Genomic DNA, 20823 nt, shown 5'->3' on the forward strand with positions numbered 1-20823 from the left:
CCAGGAGGGAACAAGTGCCCGACTCGCCGATCGCCGACCAGCTCCGCCGCGTCCCGAAGGTGCTGCTGCACGACCACCTCGACGGCGGGCTGCGCCCCGAGACGGTCGTGGAGCTGGCGGAGCAGCAGGGCTACGGCGCACTGCCGACGTCCGACGTCGCCGGGGTCACCGAGTGGTTCGCCGCCGCGGCCGGGGCCGGCTCGCTGGAGGAGTACCTGGAGCGGTTCGTGCACACCGTCGGCGTCATGCAGACCGCGGACGCGATCAGCAGGGTCGCCGCCGAATGCGCCGAAGACCTGGCCGCGGACGGCGTCGTGTACGCCGAGGTCCGCCACGCACCGGAGCTGAGCACCCAGCAGGGGCTGTCGCTGGACGAGGTCGTCGAGGCGATGCTCGACGGGTTCCGGCGCGGAGCGGCGCGGGCGCGAGAAGCGGGCAACCGCATCCGCATCGGCGTGCTGCTGTGCGCGATGCGGCAGGAGGCGCGCGCCCGGGAGATCGCGGAACTCGTCGTGCGGTACCGCGACGCGGGCGTCGTGGGCTTCGACATCGCGGGCCCGGAGGCCGGCTTCCCGCCCACCCGCTCGCTGGAGGCGTTCGAGTACCTGCGGCGGGAGAACTGCCACTTCACCATCCACGCCGGCGAGGGCTTCGGGCTGCCGTCGATCTGGGAGGCCATCCAGTGGTGCGGCGCGGCCCGGCTGGGCCACGGCGTGCGCATCGTGGACGACATCGACCTCGCCGAGGACGGCACCGCCCGGCTCGGCAGGCTGGCGTCGTTCGTGCGGGACCGGCGCATCCCGCTGGAGATGTGCCCGCGCTCGAACGTGCACACCGGCACCGTCGCGTCGGTCGCGGAACACCCGATCGCGTTGCTGCGGCGGCTGGGCTTCCGGGTCACGGTGAACACCGACAACCGGCTGATGAGCCAGACGTCGATGACCCGCGAGTTCACCGAGCTGGTAGAGAACTTCCACTACTCGCTCGACGACCTGCAGTGGTTCACGGTGAACGCGATGAAGTCGGCGTTCATCCCGTTCGACCAGCGCCTGGCGCTGATCAACGAGGTGATCAAGCCCGGCTACGCGGCCCTGCGCTCCGAGGCCCTGTTCGGCCCGGTGGCCGACCACGAACCGGCGCTGGCCTGACGCGGGAGCGCTTCGGGCCGGCACGGCGGCCCGAAGCGCTCGCGAGCGTTCGACAGGACATCGGCGGTCCGCGGTCCTACATTGACCGGCGGTGGGCCCGCTGCTCACCGCTGACCAGGGAGTGTCCCCATGAGCCGTGTTCGAGTTCTCGTCGGTACCCGCAAGGGCGCGTTCATCCTGACCGCGGACGGCACCCGCGAGCGGTGGGACATCAGCGGCCCGCACTTCGGCGGCTGGCAGCTGTACCACCTCAAGGGCTCGCCGGCGGACCCGGACCGGCTGTACGCCTCGCAGTCGCTCGGCTGGTTCGGCCAGCTGATCCAGCGCTCCGACGACGGCGGCCGGACCTGGGAGCCGGTGGGGAACCGGTTCTCCTACGACGGCACGCCCGGCACGCACCTCTGGTACGACGGCACCCCGCACCCCTGGGAGTTCGAGCGGGTCTGGCACCTCGAGCCGTCGCCGACCGACCCGGACACCGTGCACGCCGGGGTCGAGGACGCCGCGCTGTTCCGCACCACCGACGGCGGCAAGACCTGGCACGAGCTGCCCGCACTGCGCGAGCACCGCTCCGCCGCCGGCTGGCAACCGGGCGCCGGCGGGATGTGCCTGCACACGATCATCCACGCGCCGGACGACCCGAACCGGATGTTCACCGCGATCTCGGCGGCGGGCGCCTTCCGCACCGACGACGGCGGCAAGAGCTGGCAGCCGATCAACCGCGGCCTGCACTCGGAGGGCATCGTCGATCCGGACGCCGAGGTCGGCCACTGCGTGCACCGCATCGCGCTGCACCGGGAACGCCCGGACGTGCTGTTCATGCAGAAGCACTGGGACGTGATGCGCAGCGACGACGCCGGCGATTCCTGGTACGAGATCAGCGGTGACCTGCCGTCCGACTTCGGCTTCCCGATCGACGTGCACGCCCACGAGCCGGACACGGTCTACGTCGTCCCGATCCAGAGCGACGAGCAGCACTACCCGCCGGAGGGCCGGCTGCGCGTCTACCGCAGCCGGACCGGCGGCCACGAGTGGGAGCCGCTGACCAACGGCCTGCCGCAGAGCCACTGCTACGTCAACGTGCTGCGCGACGCGATGGCCGTGGATTCGCTGGACGAGTGCGGCATCTACTTCGGCACCACCGGCGGCCAGGTGTACGTGTCTCCCGACGCCGGGAACAACTGGCAGCCGATCGTCCGGGACCTCCCGGCGGTCCTGTCCGTCGAGGTGCAGACGCTGCCATGATCCGGGTCGTGCTTCCCGCCCACCTGCGGACGCTCGCCAAGATCGCGGACCGCGAGATCGAGCTGGACGTCGACGGCCGGCCGACGCAGCGCGCGGTGCTCGACGCGCTGGAGACCCGGTACCCGATGTTGCGCGGCACGATCCGGAACCAGGAGACCCAGCTGCGCCGGGCCTTCATCCGGTTCTTCGCCTGCGAGGAAGACCTCTCCAACGAGCCGCCGGACGCCCCGCTGCCGCCGGCGGTGGCGGCGGGCGAGCAGCCGTACCTGATCGTCGGTGCGATGGCCGGCGGCTGAGGCGCCGGATCGACCAGCAGTCCACAGTAGACTGGAATATTCCGGGGTTCCGTTCAACTAATGGGTGGTCGCCCGAATTTCCCGGCGTGTTGGCGTGTCGATCTGCGACACCGGTGGAAGGTTTGCCGCGTCATTCGCCCGCCCCGACGAATCGCGGCCGGCCGTGACACCACCGGAAAAATCCAGATCGGAGTCTGACATGCGCAGTTCAACCCGTGCCCTGTTCGCAGGGGTCGCGGCCGTCGGCCTGCTCACGATGGGGGCTTCCCCGGCGCTGGCCGCCAAGGGCAAGAGCAAGGAGTCCGACAACGACTCCACCGTCACGGCCGCGGCCCAGGGCGGCAACGGCGGGAATGGTGGCAACGGCGGATTCGGCGTGAACATCTGCCCGGCGATCGGCATCCTCGCGAAGGCCGAAGCCCACTGCGGCGCCGGCAACGGCGGCAGCGCGAACGGCGGCGACGCGTGGGCCGAGGCGGAGGACGACAGCCGGGACACCGAATCCGACGACTGACACTGGAATCGCGGCCGGATGCTCCCGCCCGAACGGGAGCAGTCCGGCCACCGAAGTCTTCGCCCCGAACCGGAACGCCAGGCCTGCTGCCGATGACGAGTCCGGGGCGACGACGTGGAACGGAGTACTAGTGATCATTTCTGCACGCCTCCTCGGCACCGCCGCCGCACTCGGCGTCGGCGTGCTGGCGGCCGGCCTGGCGACCCAGCCGGTCGCGCAGGCCGAGCGGAGCACCACCGAAAAACCCGGCAGCGACGGCGAATCTGGCCAGGGGTTCAGCCTCTGCCGACCGCTCTCCCTCACCGGCGGCCAGATCACGGCCGAGTGCTCGGTGGCACCGAACGGCACGAGCTCCAACGGATCCGCCGATGCCGATGCCAAGAGCCATGGCGAAGACGAGGACGAGGACTGACGCCCGAAAATAGTTCGCAGGACGAGAAATGAACGTGTGTCGGTCTCCACAAAGAGGCCGACACATTTTCATGAATACCGAGGATCGGAACCGTCCATTGTGGTCCAGACCTCGCGCGCCCGGATCGCCCGATCCGGGCGGCTTCGCCGGTTCGACCGATCGCGGTCGAACCGGCGGCCTTACGCTCGAAAAGCGGGCAGGCCGTGGGATTTCTTCGGACGTGGCCTGCCCGCTACCAGCGAGAACCTCGGGCGCGACACGTCGGCCGCGCAGCGACCGACGCGGCTTCCGCGCCCCTAGGAAATTCCCAGGATCACTCGTCGTCCTTGGAGTACTTCCGGTCCTTGCTGTCGTCTTCCGCGGTCGCTTCGGCGTCGCCGCCGTTGGCGCTGCCGCCGTTGCCCGCGCCGCAGTCGGCCTTCGCCGGAGCCAGCACGGCGATGGACGGGCAAACGTTCACCCCGAAGCCACCGTTGCCGCCGTTGCCGCCGGCACCACCTTCGGCCGCAGCGGTCACGGTGGAGTCGTCGTCGGACGCCTTCTCCTTGCCCTTGGCGGCCAGCGCCGGAGACCCTCCCATCGCGAGCAACCCGACTGCGGCGGCCCCGGCGAACAGAACACGAACAGACCTGCGCACTGTGAACTCCAATCTGGATGGATACCACTTTGGTTGAACGGCTCCGCCACTGCTGCCCGGAAGGATTCGGCGGTACCGAAATCAACGCGTGGACCCTTTCACCGGAGCCCGCGGAACACCTCCAACGACATGCAGATCGACACACCAGTCACCCGTAGGTGCTACCGGATTTCGTTGCTCCAACAAAAAGAGCGTGCCGACCAGCTCGCAGACCGGTCGACACGCTCTCATCGGGACGTGCGGGCTGGGGGTCGCCCGCGTCCTGATCAGTCCTCGCTGTACGCGCTGGAATCGGCGTCGCCACCGATTCCGTTGCCGCCGTTGCCGGCGGAGCACGAGCCAGTGCCCTCGCCGAGGACGCCGACGCCGATGCCACACAGGACGTTCACGCCGAGGCCACCGTTGCCGCCCTCGCCCTTGCCACCCTCAGCCTCGGAGGCCGTCACCGAGTGGTCGTCCTTCCCACCCTTGTGCTTGCCGCCGTCGGCGAAGGCGGGCGAGCCCATGGCCAGCATCGCAGCAGCAGCAGCGGTGACACCGAGAAGGCGAATCGAAGTACGCATTCGTATAGCTCCCATCCATGTTGGACATTCGCCGGACCGGCGGTCTGAGTTCCCGGAATTCCGGGAATTTGGGGTGCGCCGACCGGCACGACAAACGTTGCCATTGATTTGGTCGGTCCGGCATGTCGAGCCACACCAAAGAGAATCACTCGCCACCCGTGCGGATGCACGATCACGCAGTGCGTCCGACGCGCCGGGAATCGACCCCGCACAACTCAACTGATCAGATGAAGGAGATCGACCACGAGGAAATAGATCAAGAAGTAGAATCTCGATCCCGATCACGAAATGATCAAGAAGGACATGCAAAACCGTTGCCCCACAGTGACTTGCGCAAGTCGATCTCGCGAAATCCAGACCGTCGGAGGTCGCACGTTGGGGCCATGCCGGGAAGGCCCGCCGGGCACGGCGCGCGGGTCGCCCCTAGCGTTCGTAACTGCTCAGGATCCGAATCTCGTTTCAGGAGGAAAGTCATGGGAATTCGCCGCGAGACGGCAGTCGTGCTGGCCGCACTGGGAACTCTGACCGCCGGCGCCTCGGTGGTCGCCGCGACGGCCTGGGCGGCCGGGCCACCGCTGACCATCGAGGTGGGCGAGGCCAGGTGCCTGCACGCGGCCGACCTCCCGTTCGTGGCCGCAGCACCGAAAATCGCTGCCATGCAGGAGGTTTCCGCGTCGTCCACGGTGCGGCTGACCGTCCGCAGCGCCACCAACGACGGCCAGAAGCACTCCTACGTCGTCACGGTGGACGGAGAACAACGGGCCAGCGGCTCCGTCAGCGGTAACGGCATGTCCATCAACAGCGTCAGCATCGCCAACGGCAAGAACTCCCGGGTGGTCGTGGCGACGGGCCCGACCGTCATCTTCGACCGGACCATCGCGGGACGCTGCTGACCGGGAACAGCAAGCAGCAGAACGTCGGGGAGCGGGAGGAATTCCGCTCCCCGACGTTCTGCTGCGGTCGGCCGGGAATCACATCGCCGGAAAGAAACGCAGTGGCTTCACCGGGGCCTGCCGGTGAAGCCACTGCGAGTGCGGCGCAGGCGGGCCGAAGGGCCAGAGTCACGCCCTGCGAATGCGATCCCACCTTGGTTCCGCCGCGTGGCGTGCGCGACCACGGGCGGCGACTTTCACGCTGCACTCCTTGCCTTTCGGCAATCCCTGGGGTGCGGCGGCACGGGTGATCAGAAGTCGAACACGGAACCGGTCGCGGCCTTCAGCGCGCAAGGATTGGCCAGCATCACCTGGTATCCGACCGGCTGACCGCGCCAGGTGCCCTCCGCGGACGCGTTCACCTGGCGGCTCTCCTTGGTGCAGCTCTTCGGCTCACCCGGGTCCAACCGCTCGAACTTCCCGTCCACCCGCTGCAGCTCCGCGCACGCGTCGGTCGCGCGCGGGTGCTCTCCTCTCGCCGGATCGCAGGTCAGCGTGACCGTCCGGGTTTTCCGGGATTCCGTCACCGTCAACTTCAACGTGCTCTGCCCCGCACCGTCGGACGTGGCCGAAGCAACTCCTGGAACCAGCACCGCAGCAGCGAAGACGATGCTCACCACACCGCGTCCGAACAACCGGGAATCGGTCATTTCCTGCATCCTCCGTCCGAACAGAAAGAAAACCCCCGTCCTCCTTACCGCACGCCGAACGATCTCTCCGCGCGAAGTCCAAACGATCACCTATCGGGCTCCCTCGAAGCGGTCGTCACTACGGCCAGCCACCGCCGAGCGGCGATCTCGCACCCGGCCGGTCCACCACGACGATCTACCCGCTCCGATTCGGCGACGGCATCGTGCCGCTCGGCGACACCGGGTAGGCACCATTAACCCGCCAGTGTCCCGGACCCGAAAAGAAGCGACGACGTTTCACGTCGATTTTTCTTATTCCGAGCGGACATCGGCCCCGACGACGCCTGCGCCGCGCAAATCGAATGCACACCCGGAACCGCGGACGGAACGTAGCCGCAACGCGCCCCCAACCGGGCACGGCCTGCCGATCGCGTGATCGTCTCCAGGCAGTCGAGCGGCGGGCTGCTGCACTGCGCAATGCCTTGCTCCTGGCGCAGATCTCCGTCAGGTGGCCCACTGCGCAAGCACACCGATCGAGATCATCAGATGAGGTGAGCGACCAAAATCTCGGGTTGCACGGATTTGCGGCCACGCTATGTTCTAGATGGCCCCGCTGCGGCAGGGTTTCTTAATCCCGACGGGAATCCGCTGCCGATTCAGCACGACGCAAAGTCGGCAAAAGGATTCCTTGCGGCGTCATCCACTAAAGTAAGTACGAAGGGGTTTTAGGTTATGCTTTCTGCCAAGCGCGTCATTGCTGCAACCGCTCTGGGACTCCCCCTCATGCTCGGTGCCCCGGGAATGGCGCTGGCCGACGACGGCGGTCACGGGCACGGCAAGCCCTGCCACAGCCAGAAGTGCCACAAGAAGAGCGATGACCAGAACATCGACCAGGACCAGCACGCCAGCACCGACCAGGCCAACGTGAACGTGCCGACGCAGTACACGTTCAACGTGGGCAGCGGTGAGGCGAACTCGGTGAGCTGGAGCAACCAGTCCAACGACGCCGACACCGACCAGACCGAGGTTGGCGTGCAGGAAGACTGGTGACGATAGCGGCCCCCTCGCTACCTCAGTCCTCCCGCATCTGAGAAGAGCTTGGCCCGGCGATCCTGTCGCCGGGCCAAGCCCTTTTTCATCCCCACCCGCCGCCGCGGTGCTCGCCCGGATCCGCCGGACTAGTCCTCGACCTGCAGCTCGCCCTCGGTCTGCTCGGAGCTGTTGTAGTTGTTCTGCTGGGTAAAGGTCAGCGCCGACTGCTCACCCTTGCCGCTGGTGCTGACCTGGGTGATCGGCGAGACGTTGATGTTGTTCTGCACCGTGTGGTTCTGCTCGGCCTGCTCCTGGGTCTGCTTCACGATCCAGGAGGCCTTCGGCGGGCTCGCCGAAGGACCGTTGGCCGCCAACGCCGTGCCGGAGGCCACCAGCAGCAGCGGCAACGCCACAGCGGCCGCGGCGAGCGCCTGCTTCGCAGTACTCATCAACCGATTCCCTTCGTAGACCAATCGATTTTCGCGCCGTCCAGGGCGCCCCGCGGCGATCGGAATTGCGAAGCACCCGGGCACCTTGGAATCCGCCCCCCGAAATGGGGCAACAGAAACCTACCGGCGCATTGGCATTCGGCGGCGGACCGAAACCTCTTGATCACTCCAAATGGTGATCAGCGGCGCCGCGCGCATGAAGAAACCCGCTGATCCGGCGGCTGCGCGCGTCGGATCAGCGGGTCGCTACCGCGGCCCCGGCGGGGCCGGCCGGATCAGCTTCAGGCGTCGAACCGGAAGACGTTCGTGTTGCCGAACGACTGCCAGCGCGGTTCGAGCTTCAGCCAGGTCCCCACCGGAGCGTGCGGCTCGACGGTCACCGCGACGTCCTGGTCCAGCTTGGGGCTGATGATCCAGCCGTTTTCATCCCGCGCGAAAACCCAGTCTTGGCTCGGGTTTCCGGGCTGGCACGGCAGGGAGAGGACCTGCGGCCCGCCCTGCGAGTTGGCCTGCACACAACGGTTCGTCTGCTGGTTCCGAATGGTCCAGCTGCCGTCGAACCGGTCGGAGACGACCCACTTGTCGGCCTCGCCGAGGACGCCGAACGGGGCGGTCTTGACCACCGAGTCGCTGCCGAAGTCGACCCACCGGGACCCGTCGACGACGCTGCTGATCTCCGCCCCCGGGTACGCCGGGGCAGGAGCCGAAGCGGCCTGGGCTCCCGCCGGCACGAGGGAAATCGCAGCCAGAGCACCGATAGCACCGAACATCCAGCGAGCACGCGTCATTACAAACCCCTCCAGACAGAAACTTCTTCGGGATTGGCGATCGGTTTTCCGACCGTCCGAATAAGATCTCTACCAGCACCGGAAGGAAATATCGCACCGGGTCACTACAACGTGTGGCCACTGCGCGACATCGGTAACGACGCCTAGATCAAAGCAGATAACGGTCCTCAATGGACACGTTTTGGCAACGGTCAAAAATGCGAAAAGTGAGTCTTGTTTCAGATTAGCCGGTGCCCGGGCGTGCGGCTACCCGATCGCGTGAGGTGACGGGACCGGGCGGCCGCGTGATGCCGCTGTCAGGAGTACCGGACGTCCGGGAAGTCCCGCTGCGCCTTGAGGAACTGCTCCTCCCACTCCGCAGGCCAGCCGAACGCCTCGGTGGCGAGGCCCTTCAGGTTCACCCCGGCCGCGCCGCTCATGAAGTGCACGAACTCGCCCCAGTTCATGTCGCGGGCGAATTCCTCGCCGTTGGCCGGGAAGTACCGCCCCAGCAGGTCGAAGTAGCGCACCATCACCTGGGCGCCGCCGTGGTCGCGCCACAGCGGGTGGAACCAGTCGCGGAACCAGTGCGTGCCGGCGCGCGGGAAGTCGTCCACGTGATCGTCGGCGGTCTTCCGGTTGTAGAAGTCCTCGGCCTCGGCCGCCATTCCGAGCGACTTGTAGACGTCGTAGATGTAGAACTCCATCCACTTGCTGTCGCCCCACAGGCCGAATGCGGGCGAGCCGTGCTTCCCGGCGGCGATGCTCTCGACGACGTGCCCCGCCTCGTGCGTCACGATCTCGTACTGCGGCGTGGTCCAGTCGTCGCCACCGACGTCGCTGACGTTGCGGAAGTCGTGCGACTCGTCGTAGACGGTCGACGGGTGGCCTCCGTAGTACTTGCCCTCGTGGTGGATCGAGTACAGCCGGTCGGCCGTCATCTGGTTGCCGGAGTTGCCGTAGGTCTGCTGGGAGTACTGCCACATCGAGGTCAGGTACGGCATCAGCCATTCCCGCGCGGCCGGGTCGACGTCCTGGTCGAAGTAGAGCGCCACGGTGTCGTTGTGGTCGATCAGCCGCAGGTTCTGGTCGTGCTCGAACCAGTGCTCCTGCCAGGTGGCGGGCGGCGGATCCGCCACCGGCGCGGGATTCCCCGCGCCGGCGACGCCGGGGGCCACCGCCGCCAGCGCCAGCACCATTGCCGTGATCGCCCTGCTGCGCATGTCCCACCTCGGGGCTCGGGGATGTTGGTCTGAACCAATGTAGTCAGGCCGATGCGCGCGGTCACCGGCAGAACGGGACAGGTTCCCCATCGGGCAACAAGTCGACACGTCGACCCAGCCGGATCCACAGTGGACGACTAGTCGCTGCGGCCGCGAAGGCCTCCGGAACGACGAAACCCTGCCGGTGGAGATCACCGACAGGGTTCGAATGGTGGTGCGCGATACTGGGATTGAACCAGTGACCCCTACCGTGTCAAGGTAGTGCTCTCCCGCTGAGCTAATCGCGCCGGGCGGCTCGGCCGCTTGCGGGGTTCAGCTTAGCCGACCCGCGAAAGCGGCCGTGCACCACCCCGCCTCACACCTGGCGCTCGAAGGTGACCAGGAGCCCTTCGACGCCACCCGGGCCGACCCGCCCCTTGACGTCGGCCCCGGTGATCGCCTTCAGCTGCCAGCCCTCGGCTGCGTGGTCGTTGAGGACCCGCTCCAGCTTGTCGCCCGACATCTTGCCGCCGAGCCACTTCTCCCGGAGCTCCACGACCTTGTACTGGTACGGCATCGGCACTCCCGCCCGTTCGAACACGTCCCAGGAGTCCAACGATGCGCACCGCGCACCGGTTCCGTCAGGGATCGCAGGAGCTGCCCGGCACGGGCGCCAGGAACTCGGCGGCCGCCCAGCGCGCGCCGCCCAGATCGCGGAAGCCGCCGACCACGTTGGGCGTCGCCGTCACCTCTTCGCCGTTGCCCAGCCTGCCCACCCGGGCCTCCCCGGAACCGGGCCCGGAGCGGACGTTGAGGACGTCGGCGGTGACGTGGAAAGTGCACGGCCCGGGCTCCCCGACGCCGAACCCGACCTGGCCGGTGCCGGCCAGATAGCTCACCCCGAGCACACCGGCACCGAGGAGCAACAACGGACGAGGCAACAGGAACACGGCATACCTCCTGGTCCGGCACGGTCAAACCAGCTATAACCGGCCCGGCGGCGAGGGCGGAACCCCGGGCACCCGTCGGCACGCCCGGTTCAGCGGCTCGGGTGTCGCCCGCCCGGCACCCGTGCGCAGGCGGTAGTCCGGTTGAATCCCGGCATGCCCGCACGCTTCAAGGACCTCGCACTGGACGCGCTCGACCACCAGGCGTTGGCGGACTGGTGGTGCCGAGCGATCGGCTACGTCCGCCGGGACAGCCTCGCCGACGCCGGCGATCGCCCCGCCGAGTGGCCGGTGCCGATCGTCGACCCGGCCGGCGTCGGGCCGCTGATCTGGCTCAACCCGGTGCGCGAGCCGAAGAACGGCAAGAACCGGATGCACCTGGACGTCGTCGGCGACCGCGACGAACTGCTCGCGCTGGGCGCGACCCTGGTCCGGGCCCGGGACGAGGAGATCGGCTGGGACATCCTCGCCGACCCCGAGGGCAACGAGTTCTGCGCCTTCGCTCCCTGAGCGCCCGCTACCCCTGGACGAGCGCCGCCAGCTCTCGCCACTGGGGCATCGGCAGTTCGCCCGGCGTCGCCGTCAGCACCTGCAGGCAGACGTGGTCGGCACCAGCCTGGAAGTGCTCCCGCACCCGTTCGGCGATGCTCTCGATGTCGCCACCGGCGACGACCGCGTCGACCAGCCGGTCGCTGCCGCCGTCGGCGAGGTCGGCTTCGTCGAAGCCGAGCCGCAGCAGGTTGTTCCGCTGGTGCGGGGCCTGCAGGTAGCCGCCGACGTGCTCGCGTTGCGTCCGGCGAGCCCGATCCCGGTCCGGGTCGAGCACGACGGCCTGCTCGACCGCGAGGTACGCCTCCGTGCCCATGCGTTCGCGCGCCATCGCGGTGTGCGCGACGGGCACGAAGTAGGTGTGCGCTCCCCAGGTGCGTTCGGCGGCCAGGTCCAGCATCTTCGGCCCCAGCGCGGCTAGGAGCCGCCGGGGCGGCACCGTTGCCGCGGCGGCGTTGAGCGGAACCTCGTCCAGGTTGTCGAGGTAGTCGCGCATGCTCGACACCGGCTTGCCGCTGAAGGGGATGCGGTAGCCGGCGAACGCGGTCGGCGAGCTGGGAACCCGGTGCCCGCCGAGGCCGAGCACGAACCGGCCGGGGTGCTGCTCACCGAGCGAGCGTTCCGCAGCCGCCGTGGCGATCGGATCCCGCAGGTATATGTTCGCGATACCGGTCGCCACGACGATTCGCTTCGTCGCGTCGAGCAGCAGCGCGGCCTGGGACACCGCGTCCCGGCCGAACGCCTCGCCGAACCACACCGCGCCGTAGCCCAGTTCCTCCAGTTCCGCCGCGGCATCGCGGACCCGCGCGGCGGGGTGCGGATCGAACGCGAACGTCCAGATTCCGAGCCGGCCGGGGTCGTGCTGTGCGTGGGACATGTTCTGCCACCCTCCGATTAAGCTGAGGCATCCTCCGGTTCCCCGAAAGAATACGGAGGGAGCCTCCGGTTGGCAACGAGATTCCCGATGGGTGAGGACATGACGACCGAGCGACGACCGATGCGGGCCGACGCGCGCCGGAACTACGAACGACTGCTCGCGGAAGCCGAGGCCGCCTTCCGCGAGCGCGGAACCGACGCTTCCCTGGAGGAGATCGCGCGCAGCGCCGGAGTCGGCATCGGCACCCTCTACCGGCACTTCCCGACGCGGGACGCGCTGCTCGAAGCACTGCTGCACGACCGCTTCGCCACGCTGTGCGAGATGGGCGCCGACCTGCTGGGCGCGAAGTCACCACGGACCGCGCTGGTCTCCTGGTTGCGGGAATTCGCGAAGTCGTCGAACAGGTACCAGGGGCTGCCCGCCTCCGTGATGGCAACGCTGAACGACGAGGACTCCCGGCTCTACGCGTCCTGCCACGCGATGCGGGAGGTGGGGGAACAGCTGCTCGCGCGCGCCCAGCAGGCCGGCGAGGTCCGCCCCGATCTCCTGGCGAGCGAACTCCTGCTGCTGGTGGCGTCGATCTCGTGGGCCAACGAGCACAGCCCGAACAGCATCGACCGCTTCCTGACCCTGCTGGTCGAGGGCATCTGGTCCTGAAGCCGCGCCCGGCCCCGGGCGCCCGGAAAGCGGAAAACGCCGCCCCCCTGGTGGGGAGCGGCGTTCGCGGTGCGGAAGATCAGCGGTTGGCCATCTTCTTCTGGAGGTTCTCGTCCAGCGTCGCGAGGAACGCCTCGGTGGTCTGGAACGCCTGGTCGCCGCCGACCAGCAGCGCCAGGTCCTTGGTCATCTTGCCGCTCTCGACGGTCTCGATGACGACCTTCTCCAGCGTGTCGGCGAAGCCGACGACCTCCGGGGTCGAGTCCAGCTTGCCCCGGTGCTGCAGGCCGCGGGTCCAGGCGAAGATCGACGCGATCGGGTTGGTCGAGGTGGGCTTGCCCTGCTGGTGCTGGCGGTAGTGGCGGGTGACCGTGCCGTGCGCGGCCTCGGCCTCCACCTTGCCGTCGGCGGTCATCAGGACCGAGGTCATCAGACCCAGCGAGCCGAAGCCCTGCGCCACGGTGTCGGACTGCACGTCACCGTCGTAGTTCTTGCAGGCCCAGACGTAGCCGCCCTCCCACTTCAGGGCGCTGGCGACCATGTCGTCGATCAGCCGGTGCTCGTAGCTGATGCCCTTGGCGTCGAACTCGGCCTTGTACTCGCTGTCGAAGATCTCCTGGAACACGTCCTTGAACATGCCGTCGTAGGCCTTGAGGATCGTGTTCTTGGTCGACATGTAGACCGGGTAGCCGCGCTCCAGGCCGTAGCGGAAGGACGCGCGCGCGAACTCCTCGATCGACTTGCGGTAGTTGTACATCGCCATCGCGACGCCGCCGTCCGCACCGAACTTGGCGACCTCGAACTCGATCGGCTCGCCGCCGTCTTCCGGGGTGTAGGTGACGGTGACGGTGCCCGGGCCGGGGACCTTGAAGTCGGTGGCCTTGTACTGGTCGCCGTGCGCGTGACGACCGATGACGATCGGCTTCGTCCAGGTCGGCACGTAGCGCGGGATGTTGGAGATCACGATCGGCTCGCGGAAGATGACGCCGCCGAGGATGTTGCGGATCGTCCCGTTCGGGCTCCGCCACATCTTCTTCAGGCCGAACTCCTCCACGCGGGCCTCGTCCGGCGTGATGGTGGCGCACTTCACGCCGACGCCGTGCTTGGCGATGGCGTTGGCCGCGTCGACCGTGACCTGGTCGTCGGTGGCATCCCGGTGCTCGATGCCGAGGTCGTAGTAATCGAGGTTGATGTCCAGGTACGGGTGGATCAGCTTGTCCTTGATGAAGGACCAGATGATCCGGGTCATCTCATCGCCGTCGAGCTCGGCTACGGTGCCCTGGACCTTGATCTTGCTCATGTGGCGGGGTGCTCCTCTCGCGAGAATGCAAGCGGTACAAGCGTACTGCTATCGGCTTCGATTGTGCCTTGCCCCCGTCGTCCGCCACCACCCCGGCGGACGCGCGTTGCGCCACTGTTCCCGACCGCGACCAGGTGTCGTGATCTTCTTCTACGCTCGACACCGACCGAGCGATCTTGGAGGGGCCGTGGCGACCGGACCGACGCACGCGATGAGCGGGGTGGCCGCTTGGGCGGCAGTGACCGCCCTGGCCGACACTCACGCGCTGGGGCAATTATCCCCGAAGACCTGGGTGGTCGGGGCCACGCTGTCCGCCGGGGCCGCGCTGCTGCCCGACATCGATCACCCGAAGTCGACGGTGGCCAGCACCTTCGGCGCCGTCTCGCGCGGCGCGTCGGCCGGGATCAGCGGCTTCAGCGGCTTCGTCTACCGGCTGACCCGCACCAAGCACGACAGCAACCGGGAGGGCACCCACCGCGGCTTCACCCACACCGTCGTCTTCGCCGTGCTCGCCGGGCTGATCACCACGGCCATCGTGCAGACCAGCCAGGGCACCGCGCTCGGCGTGCTGATGTTCTTCTTCGCCGGGCTCGCGGTCCGGGGGCTCCTGCACACCTGGTCGTCCGGCAAGGACGCGCTGATGATCACGGTGGCCTCGGTGCTGCTCACCCTCGCCTGCTGGGCCTGGGCCGGCGACCAGCCCACCAACGCCGCGGCCTTCGGGGTAGCGGTGATGATCGGCTGCATCGCGCACTTCATCGGCGACGCGATCACCGAGCAGGGCTGCCCGATGCTCTGGCCGGTCCCGCTGAGCGGCAAGACCTGGTACCCGGTGGCGCCGCCGAAGGCGCTGCGGATGCGCACCGGCGGCAAGGTGGAGATGGTGCTCGTCGGCCCGGGCCTGACGATCGCCGCGGTGGTGCTGAGCGCCGTCGTCCTCTACCGGATCGGCGCGGCCCCGTGGATCGCCCAGCTCGACCTGCCGCCCGAGATCATGGCCTGGATCTCCCCGTCCTGATCGGTTCCGCTCCCGAATCCACGGGATTTAGCCGATCTCGGGCCCGCTGGATGCGACATTTCGCCCATCGCTCGTTCCGGGGTCGATAGGGTACAAGAGCGGCACCACTTCGGCGCCGCCCGAAGCCCCGGAGGGAAGATGCGAGCTCGAAAGAGGTTCGTGGTGGCAGCCCTGTCGCTGCCGCTGCTGACCGGCCTCGCCGCGTGCGGCCAGGTTCAGGAGGTTCAGCAGGGCCTGCAGAACGCCGACGAGCAGATCCAGCAGGCGCAGCAGAACCTGGATTCGATTTCCGCTTGCGCGCAGGCGATCAACGTCGCGAGCTTCATGCCCAACTTCGCCGACCCGCAACAGGCGAAGGCCGACGCGGAGGCGAAGGCCGAGGAACTGCGCAAGCTGGCCGAGCAGACGGCCGACCAGACGCTGCGCCAGAACCTCCTCGAGGTCGAGCAGTCCGTGCAGCGCGTCGCCTCCGGCGAGATCACGCTGGAGTCGAGCGCGGAGTGGACCACCGCCCAGCTGGAGCGGTACCAGCAGGTGACCACCACCTGCTCGCAGATCGGCAACTGAGGCGGCCGCCCGCACCTCCGCGGCGCACCCGATGTGCGATGTGGCCCCGGTCACTTAGTCTGGGACCGCGGAGGTGATGGGTGATGAAAGCAGCCGTTGGTGATCGACTGCACGTGCACAGCAGGCACGTCGACGAGGCCGACCAGATCGCCGAGATCCTGGAGGTCCGAGGCGAGGACGGCGCCCCGCCGTACAAGGTCCGGTTCAAGGACGGCCACGAGGGCCTGGTCTTCCCGGGCGGCGATTGCTCGATCGAGACTCCCCGTCCCCGCGAAGGGGACTGACCTCTCGGCCGCTCCGCCTCGCACGACGGCGGATCCGCCTGAGTCGCGCGGCTCCTCCGGGCGTCGCCTCGCAGCTCCAGACCTCTCCCCCAGCGAGGCACCCCCGAGGAGTCGCCTCACTGCCAGGGCTGGTCGAGCACCGATTCCAGCTCCGCCCGGAACAGCGGCTCCGGGTCAACGAGCATCGCACCGAACTGCCCCTCCACTTCGAGGCTGATCAGGCCGTGCATCCGCGACCAGGCCAGCAGCGCGCGCTGCAGGACGGCCGGCGGGAGCGATGATCCGCCGCGCCGCTCGCGCCAGGCGGTGAGCTGCCGGTCGAACGCGGTGCGCTCCGCGGGCAGCCCGCCGGGAGCCAGGTCGGCGACGACGTCGAGGACGGGCCGGAAAGCCCGGTCGGCGAGGCCGATGGTGAGTTCCGGGGCCTGGAAGCCCGGCACCGGCGTGCCGAACAGCAGCAGGTACCGGTGCGGCTGCGCCAGCGCCCAGGCCCTGAACCGGGCGCCGAGTTCGCGGAACCTCGTCGCGGGCTCCGCGCTGCGGTGCGCTTGCGTCGCGGCTTCCATCGCATCGCCGAGGTCGTTGTAGGCGTCCACGACCAGGTCGGTCAGCAGCGCATCCCGGCTGTCGAAGTACCGGTACAGCGCGGGGCCGGTGATGCCCATCCGCTTCGCGATCGCGTTCACCGAGATCCCCGCAGGTCCCGATTCGGCGAGCTGGTCGAGCGCGACCCGCTTGGCCTCGTTGCGGATCTGCTCCCGGAACCGCTCCCGCGGGCTGCGCGGCGCTGCGTCCATGTCCCCTCCCCTTGACACCCACACCGTAACAGGCTCATAGTCACGTTAGAACTTCTAACAATCAAACGAGCTTGTTACACGGAGGCGTCATGAGCATCCCCACCACCGGAACCGAGATCGTGCTCACCGGCCTCGGCGGGACCGAAGTCGTCACCACGCGGCGCAGCGCTCCGCCCGCGCCGGGACCGCACGGCGTGCTGGTCCGGGTCGAGGCCACCGGGGTGTCCTTCGCCGAGGTGCAGATGCTGCGCGGGCGCTACCCGGCCCAGCCGAAGTTCCCGTTCGTGCCCGGCTACGACCTGGTCGGCGAGGTCGTCGCGGTCGGCTCGGCGGTCACCGGGTGGCGGCCGGGCCAGCGGGTCGCGGCCATGCCGCGCACCGGCGCGTGGGCCGAGTACGCCGAAATCCGGGACGCCGAACTGGTTTCCGTGCCGGACGGGGTCGAGGCCGACGACGCGGCCGCGATGATCGTCAACGGCGTCACGGCGTGGCAGATGCTGCACCGCGCCGCGAATATCCGAAGTGGACAGACGATGCTGGTGCACGGCGTCGGCGGCGGCGTCGGCGTCCTGCTGGCGAAGCTCGGCCTCGCAGCCGGCGCGCGGGTAATCGGGACGGCGTCCGCGAGCCGGCACGAAGAGCTGCGGGACATCGGCATCGAGCTCATCGACCACCGCACCGAGGACGTCGACGCCCGCGTGGCCGAGCTCGCGCCCGGCGGCGTGGACGCCATCTTCGACCCGCTCGGCCCGGAGAGCCTGGACCGATCCTGGCGACTCCTCGCGCCGGGTGGCTCGCTGCACGCCTACGGCAGCTCGGCGACGCTGCACGACGACGGGCCGTGGTGGCGCCCCTACCTGGGCCTGACCCGGCGGCTCGCCCGGTGGGAGCTGGCACGGCTGCTCGGGCGCACCGGCGGTCGGCGCGCCCGGATGTACTACATCAGGCCGAACGCGCAGTTCCGGACGGACCTGGCCCGGCTGTTCCGAATGGTCGCCAGTGGACAGTTGCGGCCGCTGGTCGCCGAGCGGCTGCCGCTGGAATCCGCGGCACGCGCGCTCGACCTGCACATCTCGGGCAGCCGGACCGGCCGAATCCTGCTGATCCCGGGACTTTCCCCGGATCGCGCCGGGGCTTGACGGCCGCGGGCTGCGCACGCCACGCGAAACGGGTCGAGGCCAGGCTCTAAGGTGGTCCGCGACGAGGGGCGTTTGCCTAGGAGGCGGTGAAGTGTTGCGAGACGACCGGCAAGCGGGGGCTCCTGCCGACCTGTCCGCGGTTTTCGGCACCGGTGCAGGAGTTTCCGTCCCGCTACCGCCCGGCGAGGTCCTGACCGAGCAGACCACCCTCACCGACAACCCCGAGCCGCTGTGCTGGATCAGCGACGACGCCCCGGCGCCGCAGCTCGTCGCCGCCCTTCGCGCCGAACACCGCATCACCGGGCTGTTGCCGCTGCTGCTGTGCGACAGCGACGAGGTCTACGGGGAGCGGTGCACGGTCGGCGTCGTGCCGCCGGAGCCGCTGGAGCACATCGACCGCTGGCGGGTGGTCGACGTGATGGCCCGGATCTGGGACGGCCTGGTGCAGGCAGACGACGAGCTCGGCCCGGCGTACGACCTGGAAGTGCTGGCGCCGTTCGACTACCACTGCCCGGGACCGGCGCGGGGCGGGAACCTGCTGGCGGATCCGGACGTCCTGGCCAACCAGCAGCTGCCGCGCTTCATCGACGCCGACACCCGGCTCGCGCTCATCCCGGTGCGGCGCGGCGCGGACGTGCTGACGGCGCTGGGCTGGTCCGGCGCGGCGAACCACGTGTCGCGCACGGCCGGGCTCTCGGCGATGGCCCGCAGCTGGGAGGAGCGGTTCGGGGCGCGCCTGCTGCGCCTCGGCCCGGACCGGCTGGACCTGAGCGTGGCGGCGCCGCCGCAGGACGCGGACCACGCCGCGGCCGTCGCGGCGGAGCACTGGACCTTCTGCCCGGACCGGATCCTGCAGGAGACGGGCACCATCGAGGCCTACGCCCAGGAGATCCGCGGCCGCCGCACCTGGTCCTTCTGGTGGGAGTGAGCCCGACTCACCCGCTAGAGGCCCGTGAGCGCTTTGGGGCGCTATAGCAACTCAACACCCTCACGGGCGTCGACCTGCGGGAACCGGTTCCGGCGCCGTGTTCCGCCGCAATTTCAATGGAAATCGAAGGTCCGATTTCCATTGAAATTGCGGACCGACACCCGGATGGGGACCCCTCAGGCGTGGAGGACCTTGCGGAGCCAGAGGGCCAGCAGTTCGACGAGCATGACCACCGCGAAGGTGAGCAGCAGAACCGTTGTGACCACGCCGAATTCCAGGACCCGCGAGGCGTTCAGCAGGTAGTAGCCGATGCCGCCCGCGCCGACCAGTCCCAGCAGCGTCGCCGCGCGCAAGTTCGTGTCCAGCTGGTACAGGACGTGCGCCACGAACGCCGGAGCTGCCTGCGGCACCGTCGCCGCGAAGAACACCTGCAGCCGGTTCGCCCCGGTCGCGCGCAGCGCCTGCTCGCGACCGCGATCCACCTCCTCCAGGGAATCCGCGACGAGCTTCCCCAGCAGGCCCACCGATCCCACGCCCAGCGCGAACGCGCCCGCGACCGCGCCCAGGCCGGTGATCACCACGAACACGATGGCCAGAACCAGCTCCGGCACCCCGCGAACCGCGAGCACCACGCCGCGGAAGAACTTCGCCACCGCCGGACTCGGCGCCACGTTCGCCGCCGCCAGCGCGCCGATCGGCAGCGCCAGCACCGCGCCGATCAGCGTCGCGGCCAGCGCGATCTGGACGGTCACCAGCAGCTCGGCCAGCAGCTCGCCGAGGATGCCGCCGGTTTCCGGCGGCCAGAACAGCGCCAGCGTCGGGCCGAAGTTGGTGATCGCGCGCTCGAACTGGGCGAACGAGATGTCGGCGCCCCAGATCGACGCGGCCACGATCAGGGCGGTCAGCAGCCAGTAGCCGGTGCGCCGCAGCCGGGCAGTCGTCCACTGAGGACTGATCGGTGGTCGTGAGCGCTCGTTCCGGTAAGAACCGGCATCGCCGCTCACGAGCCCCGCGACCCGCTGAACCGGCACCTGTACGCCGAGCTTCCGCCCGGTCAGCGCCGCGAGCACGCCGGGCTTCCGGCCGCGCTCCTCGCGCACGCCCAGCAACGCCTGGCGGATCGAACCGGACACGATCTCGACCAGCACGCACAGCAGGAACACCACCGACGCCAACGCCATCCCGCGCTGGTAGTCGAGGGTGCGCAGCGAATCCGCGATCGCCTGCCCGAGCCCGCCGACGCCGACGAAGCCGAGCACCACCGACACCCGCAGGTTGATGTCCAGCCGGTGCAGCGAGGTCGCCACGAACGACGGCAGCACCTGCGGCAGGACGCCGCTGACCAGCTGCTGCAACCGGGTGCCGCCGGCCGCGCGGATCGCGGTGCGAGGCCCCTCGTCGACCTGCTCGATGGCGTCCGCGTACAGCTTGCCGATCATGCCGACCGAGTGCAGGCCCATGGCGAGCACGCCGGTCAGCCCGCCGAAGCCGAACATCCGGAAGAACACGATCGCCAGCACCACGTCCGGGACCGCGCGGGCCACCACGATCACCACGCGTGCGCCGAACCGGCCGGCGCCGCCGAGCGTGGTGTTGCGCGCCGCCAGGACCGCCACCGGCACGCTGATCAGCGACGCGACCAGCGTCGCGCAGACCACGATCGCCAGCGTCTGCCCGGCCAGGCCGAGCAGTTCGCCGATCGGCGGGAAGTCCAGCGGCAGCGTGCGGGCCGCGAAGTCCGCCGCGTTGCCGAGTCCGTCCACAATGGTCGCCAGGTTCAGCCGCAGGTCGCTGAACGCCCAGATCGCGGCGCCCAGCAGGGCGAGCACGACCAGTGCCGCCGCCGCGCCCTCCGGGCGGGTCCGGGCCAGCGTCCGGCGGCGCGGCGCCGCCCCGGCCCGGCGGGCCGGCGCTTCTGCTGTCGTGGTCACGGA

General features: G+C 69.1%; 26 protein-coding genes and 1 tRNA gene. 14 read left to right on the forward strand and 13 right to left on the reverse strand.

All coding sequences use genetic code 11. The annotated features are described in order from the left end of the window. The first annotated feature begins 14 nt into the window (after positions 1–14). The 5 genes from E1288_RS17350 (at position 15) to E1288_RS17370 (ending at position 3615) form a co-directional block, all read left to right on the forward strand. On the forward strand, positions 15–1148 hold the full coding sequence (locus tag E1288_RS17350; RefSeq protein WP_235883619.1) for an adenosine deaminase: 1134 nt from the start codon (positions 15–17) through the stop codon (positions 1146–1148). A gap of 129 nt (positions 1149–1277) precedes the next feature. Then, positions 1278–2393, forward strand: a complete 1116-nt coding sequence (locus E1288_RS17355) for a WD40/YVTN/BNR-like repeat-containing protein (protein ID WP_132486303.1) — start codon at positions 1278–1280, stop codon at positions 2391–2393. Next, on the forward strand, positions 2390–2689 hold the full coding sequence (locus E1288_RS17360; protein ID WP_132486305.1) for a MoaD/ThiS family protein: 300 nt from the start codon (positions 2390–2392) through the stop codon (positions 2687–2689). The genes E1288_RS17355 and E1288_RS17360 overlap by 4 nt, the downstream gene beginning before the upstream one ends. Before the next feature lie 199 nt (positions 2690–2888). Further along, positions 2889–3203 (forward strand): hypothetical protein, encoded by a 315-nt coding sequence (locus E1288_RS17365; RefSeq protein WP_132486307.1) that lies wholly within the window; start codon positions 2889–2891, stop codon positions 3201–3203. 130 nt (positions 3204–3333) lie between these two features. Next, positions 3334–3615 carry a hypothetical protein gene (locus E1288_RS17370; RefSeq protein WP_132486309.1) on the forward strand — a complete coding sequence of 94 codons (282 nt, stop codon included), beginning with the start codon at positions 3334–3336 and terminating at the stop codon, positions 3613–3615. Between the two features lie 313 nt (positions 3616–3928). Here the strand turns inward: E1288_RS17370 and E1288_RS17375 are convergent, their stop codons facing one another. Further along, a complete protein-coding gene (locus E1288_RS17375) occupies positions 3929–4252 on the reverse strand; it encodes a hypothetical protein (protein ID WP_132486311.1) in 324 nt (107 codons plus the stop codon). A gap of 266 nt (positions 4253–4518) precedes the next feature. Beyond that, on the reverse strand, positions 4519–4815 hold the full coding sequence (locus E1288_RS17380; protein ID WP_132486313.1) for a hypothetical protein: 297 nt from the start codon (positions 4813–4815) through the stop codon (positions 4519–4521). Positions 4816–5288: 473 nt separating this feature from the next. Between E1288_RS17380 and E1288_RS17385 the strand changes: the two genes are divergently transcribed. After that, positions 5289–5708, forward strand: coding sequence for a hypothetical protein (locus E1288_RS17385; protein WP_132486315.1), 420 nt, complete (start codon positions 5289–5291; stop codon positions 5706–5708). 290 nt (positions 5709–5998) lie between these two features. Here the strand turns inward: E1288_RS17385 and E1288_RS17390 are convergent, their stop codons facing one another. Continuing rightward, positions 5999–6397 (reverse strand): SSI family serine proteinase inhibitor, encoded by a 399-nt coding sequence (locus tag E1288_RS17390; RefSeq protein ID WP_132486317.1) that lies wholly within the window; start codon positions 6395–6397, stop codon positions 5999–6001. Positions 6398–7159: 762 nt separating this feature from the next. Here E1288_RS17390 and E1288_RS17395 point away from each other — a divergent pair. Next, positions 7160–7426 carry a hypothetical protein gene (locus E1288_RS17395; protein ID WP_132486318.1) on the forward strand — a complete coding sequence of 89 codons (267 nt, stop codon included), beginning with the start codon at positions 7160–7162 and terminating at the stop codon, positions 7424–7426. A 128-nt stretch (positions 7427–7554) separates the two neighbouring features. Here E1288_RS17395 and E1288_RS17400 read toward each other — a convergent pair whose 3' ends face one another. The 6 genes from E1288_RS17400 to E1288_RS17425 all read right to left on the reverse strand — a co-directional run bounded on the left by E1288_RS17400 (position 7555) and on the right by E1288_RS17425 (position 10776). Then, positions 7555–7857: a hypothetical protein gene (locus tag E1288_RS17400; protein WP_132486320.1), complete on the reverse strand. Its 303-nt coding sequence runs from the start codon at positions 7855–7857 to the stop codon at positions 7555–7557. Between the two features lie 281 nt (positions 7858–8138). After that, complete coding sequence (locus E1288_RS17405) at positions 8139–8588, reverse strand: RICIN domain-containing protein (protein ID WP_165968155.1); 450 nt, start codon at positions 8586–8588, stop codon at positions 8139–8141. A gap of 353 nt (positions 8589–8941) precedes the next feature. Continuing rightward, positions 8942–9847, reverse strand: a complete 906-nt coding sequence (locus E1288_RS17410) for a hypothetical protein (RefSeq protein WP_132486324.1) — start codon at positions 9845–9847, stop codon at positions 8942–8944. A gap of 212 nt (positions 9848–10059) precedes the next feature. Continuing rightward, positions 10060–10134: transfer RNA gene (locus tag E1288_RS17415), tRNA-Val, on the reverse strand. A gap of 68 nt (positions 10135–10202) precedes the next feature. Beyond that, positions 10203–10442, reverse strand: a complete 240-nt coding sequence (locus E1288_RS17420; protein ID WP_235883620.1) for a DUF4177 domain-containing protein — start codon at positions 10440–10442, stop codon at positions 10203–10205. 25 nt (positions 10443–10467) lie between these two features. Beyond that, positions 10468–10776, reverse strand: a complete 309-nt coding sequence (locus E1288_RS17425; protein WP_132486326.1) for an SH3 domain-containing protein — start codon at positions 10774–10776, stop codon at positions 10468–10470. A 153-nt stretch (positions 10777–10929) separates the two neighbouring features. On the opposite strand from E1288_RS17425, the gene E1288_RS17430 reads away from it, so the two are divergent. Further along, positions 10930–11283, forward strand: coding sequence for a VOC family protein (locus E1288_RS17430; RefSeq protein WP_132486328.1), 354 nt, complete (start codon positions 10930–10932; stop codon positions 11281–11283). A gap of 7 nt (positions 11284–11290) precedes the next feature. Here the strand turns inward: E1288_RS17430 and E1288_RS17435 are convergent, their stop codons facing one another. Further along, positions 11291–12199, reverse strand: a complete 909-nt coding sequence (locus E1288_RS17435; RefSeq protein WP_132486330.1) for a TIGR03620 family F420-dependent LLM class oxidoreductase — start codon at positions 12197–12199, stop codon at positions 11291–11293. Between the two features lie 87 nt (positions 12200–12286). On the opposite strand from E1288_RS17435, the gene E1288_RS17440 reads away from it, so the two are divergent. Continuing rightward, entirely contained in the window at positions 12287–12856 is a 570-nt protein-coding gene (locus E1288_RS17440; protein WP_235883621.1) for a TetR/AcrR family transcriptional regulator, read from the forward strand. A 79-nt stretch (positions 12857–12935) separates the two neighbouring features. On the opposite strand, the gene E1288_RS17445 is transcribed toward E1288_RS17440, so the two are convergent. Beyond that, positions 12936–14156 carry an NADP-dependent isocitrate dehydrogenase gene (locus tag E1288_RS17445; protein ID WP_132486334.1) on the reverse strand — a complete coding sequence of 407 codons (1221 nt, stop codon included), beginning with the start codon at positions 14154–14156 and terminating at the stop codon, positions 12936–12938. Positions 14157–14343: 187 nt separating this feature from the next. Here E1288_RS17445 and E1288_RS17450 point away from each other — a divergent pair, with 187 nt between their 5' ends. The 3 genes from E1288_RS17450 to E1288_RS17460 all read left to right on the forward strand — a co-directional run bounded on the left by E1288_RS17450 (position 14344) and on the right by E1288_RS17460 (position 16025). Beyond that, entirely contained in the window at positions 14344–15174 is an 831-nt protein-coding gene (locus E1288_RS17450; RefSeq protein WP_132486336.1) for a metal-dependent hydrolase, read from the forward strand. 138 nt (positions 15175–15312) lie between these two features. Then, positions 15313–15741, forward strand: coding sequence for a hypothetical protein (locus E1288_RS17455; RefSeq protein WP_132486338.1), 429 nt, complete (start codon positions 15313–15315; stop codon positions 15739–15741). Between the two features lie 83 nt (positions 15742–15824). Next, complete coding sequence (locus E1288_RS17460; protein WP_132486340.1) at positions 15825–16025, forward strand: DUF1918 domain-containing protein; 201 nt, start codon at positions 15825–15827, stop codon at positions 16023–16025. 116 nt (positions 16026–16141) lie between these two features. On the opposite strand, the gene E1288_RS17465 is transcribed toward E1288_RS17460, so the two are convergent. After that, on the reverse strand, positions 16142–16822 hold the full coding sequence (locus E1288_RS17465) for a TetR/AcrR family transcriptional regulator (RefSeq protein WP_132486342.1): 681 nt from the start codon (positions 16820–16822) through the stop codon (positions 16142–16144). Between the two features lie 89 nt (positions 16823–16911). Between E1288_RS17465 and E1288_RS17470 the strand changes: the two genes are divergently transcribed. Continuing rightward, a complete protein-coding gene (locus E1288_RS17470) occupies positions 16912–17961 on the forward strand; it encodes a medium chain dehydrogenase/reductase family protein (RefSeq protein ID WP_132486344.1) in 1050 nt (349 codons plus the stop codon). 91 nt (positions 17962–18052) lie between these two features. Further along, the gene (locus tag E1288_RS17475; RefSeq protein ID WP_132486346.1) at positions 18053–18889 is read left to right on the forward strand and encodes a DUF4253 domain-containing protein; all 837 of its coding nucleotides are present in this window, start codon (positions 18053–18055) and stop codon (positions 18887–18889) included. 176 nt (positions 18890–19065) lie between these two features. Here E1288_RS17475 and phnE read toward each other — a convergent pair whose 3' ends face one another. Then, positions 19066–20820: a phosphonate ABC transporter, permease protein PhnE gene (phnE, locus tag E1288_RS17480; RefSeq protein WP_132486348.1), complete on the reverse strand. Its 1755-nt coding sequence runs from the start codon at positions 20818–20820 to the stop codon at positions 19066–19068. Positions 20821–20823 lie beyond the last annotated feature (3 nt).

This window comes from Saccharopolyspora elongata, assembly GCF_004348985.1.
Lineage (GTDB): Bacteria > Actinomycetota > Actinomycetes > Mycobacteriales > Pseudonocardiaceae > Saccharopolyspora > Saccharopolyspora elongata.

What these genes read in the sequence shown, in the direction of transcription:
- E1288_RS17455 (WP_132486338.1), top strand. Translation starts at nt 15,313, where the DNA reads ATGCGAGCTCGAAAGAGGTTCGTGGTGGCAGCCCTGTCGCTGCCGCTG.
- E1288_RS17410 (WP_132486324.1), bottom strand. Translation starts at nt 9,847, where the DNA reads ATGCGCAGCAGGGCGATCACGGCAATGGTGCTGGCGCTGGCGGCGGTG.
- E1288_RS17440 (WP_235883621.1), top strand. Translation starts at nt 12,287, where the DNA reads ATGGGTGAGGACATGACGACCGAGCGACGACCGATGCGGGCCGACGCG.
- E1288_RS17390 (WP_132486317.1), bottom strand. Translation starts at nt 6,397, where the DNA reads ATGACCGATTCCCGGTTGTTCGGACGCGGTGTGGTGAGCATCGTCTTC.
- E1288_RS17385 (WP_132486315.1), top strand. Translation starts at nt 5,289, where the DNA reads ATGGGAATTCGCCGCGAGACGGCAGTCGTGCTGGCCGCACTGGGAACT.
- E1288_RS17470 (WP_132486344.1), top strand. Translation starts at nt 16,912, where the DNA reads ATGAGCATCCCCACCACCGGAACCGAGATCGTGCTCACCGGCCTCGGC.
- E1288_RS17365 (WP_132486307.1), top strand. Translation starts at nt 2,889, where the DNA reads ATGCGCAGTTCAACCCGTGCCCTGTTCGCAGGGGTCGCGGCCGTCGGC.
- E1288_RS17445 (WP_132486334.1), bottom strand. Translation starts at nt 14,156, where the DNA reads ATGAGCAAGATCAAGGTCCAGGGCACCGTAGCCGAGCTCGACGGCGAT.
- E1288_RS17460 (WP_132486340.1), top strand. Translation starts at nt 15,825, where the DNA reads ATGAAAGCAGCCGTTGGTGATCGACTGCACGTGCACAGCAGGCACGTC.
- E1288_RS17400 (WP_132486320.1), bottom strand. Translation starts at nt 7,857, where the DNA reads ATGAGTACTGCGAAGCAGGCGCTCGCCGCGGCCGCTGTGGCGTTGCCG.
- E1288_RS17395 (WP_132486318.1), top strand. Translation starts at nt 7,160, where the DNA reads ATGCTCGGTGCCCCGGGAATGGCGCTGGCCGACGACGGCGGTCACGGG.
- E1288_RS17435 (WP_132486330.1), bottom strand. Translation starts at nt 12,199, where the DNA reads ATGTCCCACGCACAGCACGACCCCGGCCGGCTCGGAATCTGGACGTTC.
- E1288_RS17465 (WP_132486342.1), bottom strand. Translation starts at nt 16,822, where the DNA reads ATGGACGCAGCGCCGCGCAGCCCGCGGGAGCGGTTCCGGGAGCAGATC.
- E1288_RS17360 (WP_132486305.1), top strand. Translation starts at nt 2,390, where the DNA reads ATGATCCGGGTCGTGCTTCCCGCCCACCTGCGGACGCTCGCCAAGATC.
- E1288_RS17430 (WP_132486328.1), top strand. Translation starts at nt 10,930, where the DNA reads ATGCCCGCACGCTTCAAGGACCTCGCACTGGACGCGCTCGACCACCAG.
- E1288_RS17355 (WP_132486303.1), top strand. Translation starts at nt 1,278, where the DNA reads ATGAGCCGTGTTCGAGTTCTCGTCGGTACCCGCAAGGGCGCGTTCATC.
- E1288_RS17380 (WP_132486313.1), bottom strand. Translation starts at nt 4,815, where the DNA reads ATGCGTACTTCGATTCGCCTTCTCGGTGTCACCGCTGCTGCTGCTGCG.